The organism is Winogradskyella pacifica, assembly GCF_003386275.1.
GTDB lineage: Bacteria > Bacteroidota > Bacteroidia > Flavobacteriales > Flavobacteriaceae > Winogradskyella > Winogradskyella pacifica.
In genome coordinates this window covers 625,442-638,996 of sequence record NZ_QREI01000002.1, presented here as the reverse complement: position 1 = coordinate 638,996, position 13,555 = coordinate 625,442, and the positions used below count along the sequence as shown (strand labels likewise).

Below are 13,555 nucleotides of genomic sequence, written 5' to 3'. Positions count from 1 at the left end.
TACTTTTATACCTAAAAAATTAGCTACAATGAAATTTAAACTACTTTTTGTATTTGTATTTATAAGCCTTATATCTTTTGGGCAACACATTCCAGATAACATAAAACCACCGAGTTGGAGTCAAAATAATCTCTCTGACTTAGTAGCATTTAATTTGCCTGCTTTCGATTTAAAAAAATTGCAAGAAGAGGATGCTATTAATGACCAAAATAAATCTAAGCCCTGGAGATTTGGGCATGATATTTACGTAGACCATAACTTTAATGATGTTGGTGAGTGGACTACGTTAGAAAACGGAGACCGTATTTGGAGAATGGCATATACTTCTAAAGGAGCGCATTCATTAAATTTTATGTTTGATGTGTTTAAGATTCCTGAAGGTGCAAAACTTTACGTTTACAATGATGAAAAAACGGATTTATTAAGACCTTTTACACACCATAATAACAATACTGAGGAAGTTTTGGGAACCTGGTTAGTTGAAGGTAATGCGGCATATATAGAATACTATCAGCCTGCTAATGTTATTGGCGACGCTAAAATTACGGTAGGTTCAGTAGTACATGGTTACCGTACGGCAAAAGCCTTTGAAAAAAGTTTAGGAGATTCTGGTAATTGTAATTATGATGTGGATTGTGATATTACACCAGCAAGTGATCCTTATGGTTTAAATACAGTAAAAGAGAATATAAAAACGTCAGGCGCTTTAATATTAAGAGGTGGTACAGACTGGTGTTCTGGTACATTAATTAATAATACAAATAATGATGGAACACCATATATTATGACCGCTAATCACTGTGGCGGTAGCGAAAGTACTTGGTCCTTTAGATTTAACTGGAGAAGTCCAAATCCATCTTGCGGAACCACAACTAATAGTACTGACGGCACATATAATCAAACAGTTAGTGGTGCTATTTTAAGAGCAAGTAGCTCAAAATCGGATATGGAATTGGTTGAAGTAATTGATGCTAGTTTCTTTGAAAATAACTACGATTTAGTGTGGGTGGGCTGGAATAGATCTACGACACAAGTACCTGCTGTGAATTTCGGTTTTCATCACCCAAGTGGCGATATTCAAAAAGTGAGTAGAAAAGACGGAGGTGTTTATAGAACGATTAATAATGATGGTACAGATGTTTGGCGAATTGAAGATTGGGATTTAGGCGTTACAGAAGGAGGTTCTTCTGGGTCTGGTTTATTTAACGAGACAGGTCATTTAATTGGCACACTTTACGGTGGTAGTGCGGCATGTAGTGGTACTAATGATAACGGTGGCTATGATGTCTATGGGCGTTTTGATGTTGCTTGGGATTATGGCAGTACCGTGTCATCAAGACTGAGTGATTGGTTGGATCCTTCAAATTCTGGAATTGAAATATTAGATCAATATCCAACGCTACAGACATATGATATTGATGCTAGAGTAAGCGCAGGTTCTGATAATACCGCAGAACTTTGTGGAGAAGATTTTACACCACAAATCACACTAATAAACTCAGGTGTTTTACCTCTAACTTCTGCAACTGTATCCTATTCTATAGATTCTGAGACAAGTACCACAATAAATTGGATAGGAAATTTGCTTAACGGCGAAAGTATGGTAGTGGACACACCAACGTATTCTAATCTAGGACCAGGAAGCCATTCATTTAATATTAATGTCTCTAACCCTAATGGTAGTGCGGATGAAAATACAGCAAACGATAGTTTTACTTATAATTTTAACGTATCACCAGCGTATGCAACAGCAACCGTTGTTTTCGATTTATTAACGGATAATTATGGTAACGAAACTTCTTGGAGTCTTGTAAATAGCTCTGGTACGATAGTGGATAGTAGACCAATTAATACTTACGATGATGACACACCTTACCAAGAAATTATAACGATTCCGAGTTTTAATGAATGTTATACATTTACAATTAGCGACTCGCAGAGTGATGGAATCTGCTGCGGTCCTTTTGGTAATGGTTCATATAGTTTAAAAGATGAAAATGATAGCGACATCATCATTGGAGGTACATTTACTGATAATGAATCTATAACATTTAGTGTTCAAGATCCATTAAGCATTACTACATTTAGTTTAGAAAATTCTATCAATTTATATCCAAATCCTGTTACTGATAATTTAAATATTGAATTAACTCATGTTAATGAAAACGTAAGTTATCAATTATATAATACTTTAGGGCAACAAGTAAGTAGAGGTAGTTTGGTATCTAATCGATCTCATAATCTGAATATGTCAATTTATGAAACTGGAATATATTTTATTAAACTATCTACCAATACAAGTTCAATAACTAAAAAGATTATTAAAAAATAAATTTTAAATTATTGATTATAAAAAAAGTCAGTTTCTTTAATAGGAAACTGACTTTTTTATTAGACCTAAGTTGAACTAATTCAAGTTTAAGCTCTAATGGTTTTTAGGTCATCATCTAAACTGTTAGATGTGTTGACGATTTTGGATAAAACTCTCATAATAATTGATTGATTGATTGATTGATGAAATTTAGTGTTATTACCTGTAACGTCTTTTTAGGTTCCAAGCAAAGCTTTTAGCTTCAGTCGAAGTACTAGATAATTGATTGTTGTTTAAAGTTCTCATAATTGTTGTTTTTTAATTGGTTATACTTAATAGACGATGAAATTATTAATTTGTTACAGTACTATGCATAACATAATTCATTTTAACAAAATTTAATGATTTTCAATGTATCTTTATAGGAATGAAAACTAGATTCTATTTTATGATGATAATCTGTATTAGCTTGCACACTTGCAAAACAAATACAGATTCTACTTGTTATAAAACCACTTTAAAAGTAACTGCTACTGCTTATAACTCTTTAGCATACCAAACGAATTCTAACCCAAGTATTACCGCTTTTGGCGATAGTTTAAAACCTGGATTACGATACATTGCTGTGTCTCGCGATTTATTAGATTCTGGTTTAGTTCACAATACCAAAGTAAAAATTCAAGGATTTGATAGTTTATATATCGTTAAAGATAAAATGAACCGTCGTTATAAAAAGCGCATCGATATTTATATGGGAAACGATGTGAAAAAAGCAAAAAAATGGGGCAAAAAGAAACTCAAGATTGAATACTGTATTCAAGCAAAAGATTCAATTCCTAATTAGTTCGTTTTAGCATAATTTCAGAAACTAGAAAAGGGTAGGCTTTTTGTACGTCTGCTAATCCAGTTTTGGTTAATTGATCTGGTGTTTTATTATAGATTTCTTTGGCATAGCGCGTTCTTAAATCATAATACGCTTTAGTAATTTCATCTTGTACGGAAATAAAGCGTTCATATTTAGTTAAAGAAGCATGTTGTAAAGAAATTACAGCAACTTTGGGATGATCAGATGACTCTTGGGATTGATTGCCTTCACAAAAATCACAACTTCCAATTCCATTATTATCAATAAACGTTTCAACTATTCTTTTAACATCAGACAATTGAACAATAGCATCTTCAATCATAATTTCTTGATTTTCGTTCATTGAAATTCGTAATAAATTTCGTTCGGGAATATTAGCTATACAGTCAGCTGTATCGCAAATAGGTGGTAGTTTTCGTAAAATACCTTTGTCTGCAGAAATAGTTGTAGTCACTAAAAAGAAAATTAGTAACAAAAAAGCAATGTCTGCCATGGATCCTGCATTGACCGATGCAGAATGTCTTCTAAATGATTTCATAATATTTGATTTAAATGTTAATAGTATGTTAATCACAATAACGATACCAATCTTGTGAAATCTTGTTAACAATTCATTCCATAAACCTTTACAATGTTCTATTTTTGCAAAATTAACTAAGTGCTAAAATTATTTTATGTCGTCAGAAAACGGAACCATTCAACAAAATGCTACTGAGAAAAGTCTATATGATTATCAGATCAAAGACCTTAATCGCATTTTTGATGTAATGCGAGATGAATCTGATGATTTTAACCTCCTATATCAGTTACCAACAGGCGGAGGAAAAACAGTTATTTTTTCTGAAATCGTTAGGCGTTACGTTGAGCAGCATCAAAAAAAAGTAATGATTCTTACACATAGAATTGAGCTTTGTAAGCAGACTTCTAACGTATTATCTGGTTTTAATGTTAAGAATAAAGTAATTAATAGTAAGGTTAAAACGCTTCCAGACCAAGATGATTATCAATGTTTTGTAGCGATGGTTGAAACCTTAAATAATCGCTTATCAGACAAAGATTTCGAATTAAAAAATGTGGGCTTAGTTATTATTGATGAAGCACATTACAATTCGTTTAGAAAACTATTTAAGTTTTTCGAAAACTGTTTTATCTTAGGTGTTACAGCAACGCCATTGAGTAGCAATATTAAACTACCAATGAAAGATAATTATAACAAATTAATTGTTGGTGACGATATTTCAACCTTAATAAAAAATGGATTTCTTGCGAATGCGGAAGTTTCTAATTATGATGTTGGACTTACATCTTTAAAGATTGGTATTAATGGTGATTATACGGTGAAATCTTCAGAAGCATTATATACTAATAGTTTAATGCAATCTAAACTGTTGATGGCTTATGAAGAGATGGCGAAGGGCAAAAAAACGCTAATTTTTAATAATGGAATTTATACCTCTAAAGAAGTTTATCATACCTTTAAAAAGGCAGGTTATAATGTACAGCATTTAGATAATACGACGACTAAGCAAGATCGTAAAGATATTTTAAAATGGTTTAAGCATACTCCAGATGCGGTATTGTCTTCTGTAAGTATCTTAACTACAGGTTTTGATGAACCGTCAGTAGAATCCATAATTTTGAATAGAGCAACACGTTCTTTAACTTTATACTTTCAAATGATTGGTCGTGGTAGCCGAATTTATAAGGATCGAAAATCGTTTCAAGTCATAGATCTAGGAAATAATGAAGCGCGTTTTGGACCTTGGAATCAACCCGTAGATTGGCAACACATTTTTAAGCATCCTGATTATTATTTAGAAAACATTGTAGATGATGATTTATTAGAGCGCGATTTTGTTTACACTATGCCAGATTCACTAAAAGTGAAATTTAAAAAATCGTACACCTTAAATTTTGATGTGAAGTCAGAGTATAAAGAAGTGATTAGTGAAGGTAAAAAATCTTTTACTGTAATTGAACGTTCTATTGCTCAACACTCGCAAATATGTATTGATAATAGTGAAGATGTTTATGATGCTAGAGAGTTAATTAAAGATCTTCAAGATGAAATTGCTTATCGAATAAAACAGTACTGTTATTGTATTATGAATAGTACACAAAACTATAAAGACTGGTTATTTGAAGAGTATAATAGAAAGTTAAGAATTAGCTTTAACGGGAAGTTTTAACTTTTTTTTGTAAAGATTTCTATTTTTATATCTTTAATTTGAAATAGGTACGGTTTTTGTAACTTACTACTCAAATATTTAAAACAAAAATATAATAGTGAAAACCATTAATATCATAGCATTTATCTTCTGCATTTTCTGCAGCACGACGGTTTTTGCCCAAGTTATTAAGGATAAAGAGAAGAAATCCATTCGTATTCCTGCAGAAGTATCTAAGAAGAAAATCGATTCTGCTTTAGTAAAAGTTAAGGTAGCACCAATTCTAGAAAAGGAAAATGAAAAGTCTAGTGGCAGCTCTAAGGAAGGTGAAGAAAAATTTGTAATTAGAGAAACCGAAAAACCATTTTCAATGACTGATGATGATGATGGTTTAAAAAGCCCGAGTGAAATTTATGAAAAGCGTTGGACAAAAGAAGCCGTTAAAGGTGGTATTATAAGAACAATGTCAGATCAATTTCTTGGGGAACATCGCGTAGATACTAAATTCGTAAATATAGTTTGTAGAGATCATCAATACCCTGATGGTGACCGCGTTCAGATTTTATTAAATGGTGCTGTTGTAAAAAGTAATTTATTACTGACCGGTAGTTATAGAAGGGTAGAAGTAAATTTAGTAGATGGTAAAAACACCGTCGATATTGTGGCTTTAAATCAAGGTGAATCTGGTCCAAATACCGCTGAATTTGTTGTATATGATGATAAAGGTAATATGATTTCTTCTAAAGAATGGAACCTTCTTACGGGTGTAAAAGCAACTATTATTTTCCAGAATGAAAAGGTGACTATTACAGAGAAAACAACAGCTCAAGAAACAGCAGAAGCTTCTAATAATTAATTGGTAAAATCTCTGCAGGTTTCATTACTCCTAATTTATAATCTCCAATCCTAACGCGCACTAAACGCAATGTTGGCAAACCTACTTTCGCTGTCATTTTTCGGACTTGTCTAAATTTACCTTCGGTAATTGTAATGGATAACCATGATGTTATTCCATGACGTTCATCACGTACAAAACGTTCTATAATATGTGATGTATCGGTTAGAATTTCAGCCTTACATGGTTTTGTTTTATACGCTTTTCCTTCAACAGAAATTTCAACACCTTTTCTTAATTCTGAAATTAGTTCTGGAGTAATTATACCATCAACCATAACGTGGTATTCTTTCTCAATAGCCGAACTCGTTATATAATTGCTAAACTTACCATCTGTAGTTAGTAATAGTAAACCTTCAGATTTTTCATCTAGCCTGCCAACAGCCATAATATCATTTGAGAGGTCGAATAATTCTCCTAAAAGTTTTTTAGATTTCCGCTTAGTCTGATGATTTACAAATTGACTTAAATATCCGTAAGGTTTGTATATTTTATAGTAGCTATGCGCTTTCATAATTACCAAAAAGTTATAAAGCATTTTACAAGTTTGGTCTCATTATATTTTAACCAAACCAATGGGGAACGTTTAGCTTCAACGTCCTCTTGAATTTTAATTTTAGCAGTTTCATAATCTTGCCAAGGGACATCATTATGGCAACCGACCAACCAATCTAATTTTTGAGGTATATAAAATTGTAAAGTATTAAAAGTTGAAATTTCTGAAAATGAGATATAAAAACCGCTAACACAAGCTTTGTTAAGCGGTTCTATAGCTATATCAGAATTCTTATAAGGTAAAAACAATTGTGCTTTAAAACATAGTTTTTGAGACACATCTGCGGTATTAATATTAAAGTCCTTAAGTTGAATACTGGTTACATCGTTAAAAAGAAGTGGGAATTGTTTAGACCTCAGCTTTTCTAATTTATAACACAGCGAATCATTTCGGTTAGGACCAATCCAGTAGGCGAGTGGCTCTTGATACTGATTTAAGGTGTCGTACAAATAGAATTTGTAAACCACTTCGAGATGGATGGGTTTATTCTCTTCAAAATAAAGCGCATCCAATTCTCCAATGGTTTTTCGTTCCTTTTGGATCTGTAAATTCTCTACAATCCATCTCACTGTAGTTTGTTGTCGTAGTTGATAAAAAACAAATTCCTCTACAAGCTTACCTAAGCGCTGATTTTTAAACTGAAAATCATCATTTATCAAATCAGATACTGAACTGAGTTCAACTTGATCGATACCAGATAAGCCAAGATCCTTAAAGAGAGCAGGGGTTTCTGTGTAGCCTTTATATCTTAAATGTGTGCTTCTATTCATTAGGGAATAAAAGTATAACTATTTTATACAAAGTTATCCTTGTCGTTCGTTTTATTGCTATCCATAGCATTGTTATGTGCTGTGTGTTTAATATTTGCACTATCTGCTTCAAAATACTTAAGGACTTCAGTTACTGCTGTAATATGTGCCGTTTTTTCACCATTTATAATAATTGCTCCTTGAAATGCTTTAGGGTTATTTTCTAAAATCGTAACATAATCATTGGCATCAAACTTAGAGTTGTTGTCTATGTCTTTAATTTTTGAAAAATCCAGAAAATTATCAATCCCAATATTGAGATCAGTTGCCAACTCTTGCCATTGGGTTGGAGTTGGCATTGTTTCATTAATATTAATCATTAAAATGTCTTTTCCTGAGGCTTTTAAATAGCCCTCAAGCTGTTTTCCAAAATCTGATTCATTGGCATATATACAGTTGATTTGATTTTTGTCTCTGCTAATTACTCCCATTATATCTCCCATTATTTAGTATGTTTTCATTTTATCTTTGCGCTTTTCCAATTGCTTCGATAATTCATTAACTGTTTTAGATACGGCATCATAAAAATTATCATAAGAGGATTCTGAGAATAATCTTGGTCCTGGTGCACTTAATCGTATGCCACATATTTTCCCTGTGTCATCGCTAGTGGTGTTTTCTGTTTTAAAAAATACATCAGCTCTAATAACAAAATCGTATCGTGTTACTAATGCTTCTAATTTCTCCTTTGCATGTGCTTCTAATCGATCGCTTGTTGCAACATCGTGATATTCAAATAATATTTCCATTTTATAGTTTTTAAAAGTTTATTACAAGGTATATATTGTTCTATTATAGATTTAGCTTAAATGGATTATTCATTGACGTAATCCCTCTTAGACTAGAATAACCATTTGCTTTTAATCTTTAAAATAGGCATTCACGCATCTTTAGATTTATAATTCAAAAACATTTTGAACAAAAAAAAACGCAAAATCAATATGAGATTTTGCGTTTTTAAATTTAGATTGAAAATGGGTGTTATCTAATTATTAGTTTCTGTATGCGTATATCTCCTGAAACCGTTTCTAAAGCTACAATATAGACACCTGTGCTAAGATGACTTACAGCTATTGATTGGTGTGTAGACCTTATATCGAGAGCATTCGTTAACATAATTCGTCCATGAATATCATAAAGTATAAATGATGTCTGTTCCTCTAATTGTCCTGTAACTTCAATGGTTCGTTGCGCTTGATTTGTTGAAATTTTTAAAGCCTCAAGCATCGAGTTATTTATACGTAACACGTCTGTTTCGAACCTAAGATAAAAACGGCCCGTACCAGATATGTCATCCGTTGCTGTAAATGTGTAGTTACCAGCGTTAAGCAGCGTAAATGTATTGTTAGAAGTATCCTCTAAATAAACATTAGTGGCTTCTGGAATATCCGTTTCAAAAACAGAAATTGTTATTTCTTGACCTTGATTGGCGTGAACACCTAATGCTATAATGCTATTATTTATTGCAGTGTCACCAAGAGCCTGAATCATAAATGGCACACCTGTATTGTCTTCTACCAAATGCGTATAGATTGAAAATTCGGAGATGTTGCTGTTATACAACGCGGCATCATAACCAGGATCTAAACCTGAGCTCGCATTGGTGTTAAAATAAATATCAGTAAAGTATTCTGAATCTGTAGCACTAGATTTTAGTTTTAAATAACCGACATGTGCAGAAGAAACTCCTCTGCCCAATATAAAGTCATCACTAGAACCACCGACACGCATTTCTGGCGTAAATTCGATAGAGCCGCCGCCAGATTTACTCTTTACGAAGAATCCTTGACCCGGTGCAATTAATTGTTGTGTCGTTAAATTGTTTAAAACGGTCCAACCATTTGATGCGTTTCCATCATAACCATAAATAGCTTGGTATGTGCCATCATTTAATTGGCTTTTATTATGGTTAAAGAACGTATCAAAATCTATATAAGAGGTATATGGATTACCTATTAAATTCCATCCGTTAAATGAAGATCCGGAAGTCGTAATAGTTCTATTTACAGCATCTGTTTCAACACCCCCATAAAAAGCTAGAGTAGTACCATACAATGCATCGTCTAAACTTTCTCTTGCAGCTCTATAACCAATTCCTAATTCTAAAATTGTAGCGACATTTGTATCTGTTTCGTATATACTATAGGTTCCGTTAATTTCATCGAATGGACCAAACAATTTCTGAGTCGTGTCATTTGGGTTTTCATATAAATTTTGGTTGTTATCTATTGCAAAATCACCAAAGGTCTGTCCACTGACAGGTGTAGCTATTAAATCGTTACCAGTAGTACTGTTATTCGCGTTAACATGTCGCTTATATGTAATATTACCTGTACTTGTACCTTCAACAATTAAACTTGAGAATTTATTAGAAATGGAATTTAAAATGACGTCTCCAATAATATTTAAATTACCAGTTATAGTTAAACTACCACCTTCAGATATGTCTATTTTACCAACAGCAGAGACCGTATAATCTGCATCGATAATTACAGTTTCGTCAATACCAATGATTAAGTCTACACAATTTTCGGGCGCTGTAAATACTGTTCCACCGCTTGAATAAACACTTTGATAACCATCCGTAAAATCTGCTTTAATTTCTATATCTTCACCATCAGCTATTAGTCCGGTTAAAGTAATAGTTTGTGGGCTTGTTGTAATAGGAAAACTTTGACCGTTTACTTCTAAAAATCCTGTAGTAGGAGGGTTGGTATAAGTTACAATTAAGTCTTGTGAGTAGGTATTATTAGATACATCACATGTAGTTTGTTGAATTCCTGCAACTACGCTTTCTATAATCGTTTTATTCCGATAAGGCAAAAACTGAAACAATGATGCCTTCGTCTGTGTATTAACATCATTGTAATAAGGGTTTGTAGGGTTGTTATCTCCTACACCTGAATTTCCGCCCCTTCCTCTTAGATGGCTACTATATAGGTCATTAATTCCATCGCTATATAAAACGACTTTAATAGCTTCTGCAAAAATAGGTGTTTGAGTAGGACCTCCCCATTTATAAATTCCAGATTTTATCCAACCTCCTTTACCTTGGTCTAAAGTTATCCAATTCCCTTCTCTTAAGTAACTAACACGCCACATTGTATTTGTTTGTGGTTGACTACTGTAAGAACCTCCAATAGTTATATAATTCACAAATTTTGGATTTGGCCATTCAACATTTAAAAAGAATCCATTCGCTTCATCAACAGTACCAGCATTAAACTGATATGGCCATCCATACTCTGCATATTGCGAATATGTTTTGTAAGCTTTAATCATTGGATCGTATAGGATGTCGTTTGGTGTACCTCTGCCTGCATCTGCGTTAGGACCAACAGATCCAGATACTATCGCTGATGGCAAAAGAGCCAAATTACTCATAGGATTTGGGTTATTGGTAATATCTGTTATATCGGTATCTAATTGATTTATCCATGCTTCAATTAAATCTACACCTGGTTCATCGATCTCGAACTTTGCCAATGGAGGCATCATAATCGATTGGTCTACACTATTAATTTTATGATATAATACCGATTTTGAAGCATCACCTGGGTAAATTATTTTTTCATCAGGATCAACCTCTAATGGAGTTAAGATACCTGTTGATAATATTCCTGTAGCTTCAAGACTATTATAATAACGTAAATCGAAACTAGTTCTTATCGGGTTATCTAGTCTATGACAATAAGCACAATTTAAGTCTAAATATGATCTTGCTCTTTCTTCTAACGAAGCTACCGGATCGTCAATTGATTTATTTGTTATTATATGTTCTGTATCGGTGTCAGTAACGGACTGGTCAATAACACCTAAATGGCTTAAAGTTACCAATTGGTTTCTTTCTAGTCCTGTTTCCTCGTAGGTATAGTCTGTATTTAAATACCTAGTTTTTAGCCCTAGATTACCTTTATTCACCTCATTATGACAGGCTCTACACTCTGTATTTGAAGGGAAATGCCACATTTGCGTTCTCGTTCCTCCTAAATTATCTGTAGATATAGTAACAGGCTCATTTAGACTTGTGGTTTGTAATACAGCATCTGTTTGTGCATCATTCCAATTATAAGTTAAAAAATACCAACCCCCATCTTTATTGACAATAGAAAATCTGGTTTCAATTTTTTTAGTAATTGACGGGTCATTGTCATCTACCTGTAAATCGAATTGTTTAATAATCACTGTTCCTGGTGGGAATTCCCAATCACTATATTCAGAATATTTTATTTGTTCGTCAGGGCCACTATGCACTCCATCATTATTAGGTACAGCAATCCAACGTCTTTTTAAAGCTCCATCAGACCAAAATGATTCGTATAACTCATAAGGAACAATCCCATCTATAACTTCTAAAGTAGATAAGTTAGAAAACACTCCCGTATTAGAAAGCAATTGAGGCATTGGCACATAACCATTATCGATACCTTCTATTAATTTATGAATATTTCTATTATTACCATGTCGAAGTAAATACAATTCGCCATCATTATCCTCACCAAATGAAATCACATTTTGTAAGATTGATACCTGTTCATAATCTCCAGAAATCGTATTTACAGTAAAAATTCCATTTCTAGTATAATCTGCACAGACGTATTTTCCATATATATCAGGAATAGCTGATCCTCTATAGACAAAACCTCCAGCTAAAGCCCTGGCATCATTTCTAGAAAACTCAGTTAAAGGTTTTTCGTGTGGCATACCGTCTAACATCGTAGCACAATTGGTATCACGAAACCCGAATCCTTCATATATTGGCCAACCATAATTAGCACCTTTTTTAAGTACATTAACCTCTTCATGTGAGCTTAATCCAACATCACCAATATAAAATTCTCCAGTAACACGGTCTTTCGTCATTCTAAAGGGATTCCTTAATCCGACACTATAATATTCTTCATAGCGAGAGCCATCTGGACTCAAAAAAGGATTGTCGTTTGGTATCCAATAATTAATCCCTGAGGATTCCCCAGCATAGCCCACATCTTGTTTTTTTCGAATGGGAGCATGACTTTTAGTTGGATCTTTATCTACATCAATTCTTAAAGCACCTCCATTTAAATTATCAGTTATATTTTGTGCTCTTCGCCAAGACGCTTGATCGCCTATAGTTAGATATAAAAAACCGTCATCACCAAAGTCCATACCACCACCATAGTGTGTTGTTCCATACATCCTGATATCAAAAAGATTTGTTCTAGAACCTATTATAAAAGATAAATCTGTAGGATTAACTTCAAAACGTTCTAATATTAATGAGTTCCCTTGGTATTCATTTCTATCTTCACTCCACGTACAACTTTGACCTGTGTGAGACCCCACTGGTGGACTATTTTGACCAGCACTATTTTTAGACGTATAATAAACGTAGATATAGTTTTTAGGATTTATAGCTGCATTAAAATCAGGATGTAAAGCTAATCCGAGAAATCCACCATCATGAACGATTCCCACATCACTTTTTAAATCCACCAAGAGGTTTTTGGTTAAGGTTGCTTCATCGTCATCAAACCAATAAATTTCACCATCTAGCTGCGCCAAAATAATTCGATTTTGGTTGGGTACGGTTTTAAAAACAATAGGAGAGTTAAATATTAAGTTAGGGTAAGCAATTCTATGGGATATGCTTAAATCAATATTAGCTTCGTCAGGAAACGCTAAATTTGCGTATGGCCCAATAGTTCCGTGGTCTTGTAATGTTAAACCAGGACCTTGTCCGCTGAAGTAAGGAAAGGCACCAAATAATAATAAAGATCCAAAAATTACTATAACAGATCTAATCTTAAACGATTTGGACCTGATGAAAAAAAGCACAGATCCAAACGTTTCCTTGTGGGAATAATTTTTCATTGTTAAGATAATATGATTAATAGCGTAATAAACGTACTAATTAATAATCTTAAAAATGAATAATTCCGATGTATGTGTTAGTTAATCGGTTAAAGCAT

The 13,555-nt window shown here is 33.2% G+C and carries 10 protein-coding genes; 4 read left to right on the top strand and 6 right to left on the bottom strand.

Annotated features, from left to right (window positions below; translation table 11 throughout):
* The first annotated feature begins 28 nt into the window (after positions 1 to 28).
* On the top strand, positions 29 to 2,332 hold the full coding sequence (locus DFQ09_RS07000) for a T9SS type A sorting domain-containing protein (RefSeq protein ID WP_115808928.1): 2,304 nt from the start codon (positions 29 to 31) through the stop codon (positions 2,330 to 2,332).
* A 427-nt stretch (positions 2,333 to 2,759) separates the two neighbouring features.
* Positions 2,760 to 3,155 (top strand): 3D domain-containing protein, encoded by a 396-nt coding sequence (locus DFQ09_RS06995; protein ID WP_245940320.1) that lies wholly within the window; start codon positions 2,760 to 2,762, stop codon positions 3,153 to 3,155.
* Here DFQ09_RS06995 and DFQ09_RS06990 read toward each other — a convergent pair.
* Positions 3,148 to 3,714: an ExbD/TolR family protein gene (locus DFQ09_RS06990; RefSeq protein ID WP_115808990.1), complete on the bottom strand. Its 567-nt coding sequence runs from the start codon at positions 3,712 to 3,714 to the stop codon at positions 3,148 to 3,150. The genes DFQ09_RS06995 and DFQ09_RS06990 overlap by 8 nt on opposite strands.
* A 136-nt stretch (positions 3,715 to 3,850) precedes the next feature.
* Here DFQ09_RS06990 and DFQ09_RS06985 point away from each other — a divergent pair, with 136 nt between their 5' ends.
* Both DFQ09_RS06985 and DFQ09_RS06980 read left to right on the top strand, forming a co-directional pair.
* Entirely contained in the window at positions 3,851 to 5,365 is a 1,515-nt protein-coding gene (locus DFQ09_RS06985) for a DEAD/DEAH box helicase (RefSeq protein ID WP_115808926.1), read from the top strand.
* Between the two features lie 97 nt (positions 5,366 to 5,462).
* On the top strand, positions 5,463 to 6,200 hold the full coding sequence (locus tag DFQ09_RS06980; protein ID WP_115808925.1) for a hypothetical protein: 738 nt from the start codon (positions 5,463 to 5,465) through the stop codon (positions 6,198 to 6,200).
* On the opposite strand, the gene DFQ09_RS06975 is transcribed toward DFQ09_RS06980, so the two are convergent.
* The 5 genes from DFQ09_RS06975 to DFQ09_RS06955 all read right to left on the bottom strand — a co-directional run bounded on the left by DFQ09_RS06975 (position 6,190) and on the right by DFQ09_RS06955 (position 13,457).
* Positions 6,190 to 6,777, bottom strand: a complete 588-nt coding sequence (locus DFQ09_RS06975) for a pseudouridine synthase (protein WP_245940319.1) — start codon at positions 6,775 to 6,777, stop codon at positions 6,190 to 6,192. The two genes, DFQ09_RS06980 and DFQ09_RS06975, sit on opposite strands and share 11 nt — an antisense overlap.
* A complete protein-coding gene (locus DFQ09_RS06970; protein ID WP_115808924.1) occupies positions 6,756 to 7,565 on the bottom strand; it encodes a DUF1853 family protein in 810 nt (269 codons plus the stop codon). Before DFQ09_RS06970 ends, DFQ09_RS06975 begins: the two co-directional genes overlap by 22 nt.
* A gap of 23 nt (positions 7,566 to 7,588) precedes the next feature.
* Positions 7,589 to 8,047 carry an arsenate reductase family protein gene (locus tag DFQ09_RS06965; RefSeq protein WP_115808923.1) on the bottom strand — a complete coding sequence of 153 codons (459 nt, stop codon included), beginning with the start codon at positions 8,045 to 8,047 and terminating at the stop codon, positions 7,589 to 7,591.
* 3 nt (positions 8,048 to 8,050) lie between these two features.
* Positions 8,051 to 8,353 (bottom strand): ribosome hibernation-promoting factor, HPF/YfiA family, encoded by a 303-nt coding sequence (gene hpf / locus DFQ09_RS06960; RefSeq protein WP_115808922.1) that lies wholly within the window; start codon positions 8,351 to 8,353, stop codon positions 8,051 to 8,053.
* A 232-nt stretch (positions 8,354 to 8,585) separates the two neighbouring features.
* Complete coding sequence (locus DFQ09_RS06955; RefSeq protein WP_115808921.1) at positions 8,586 to 13,457, bottom strand: PQQ-dependent sugar dehydrogenase; 4,872 nt, start codon at positions 13,455 to 13,457, stop codon at positions 8,586 to 8,588.
* Positions 13,458 to 13,555 lie beyond the last annotated feature (98 nt).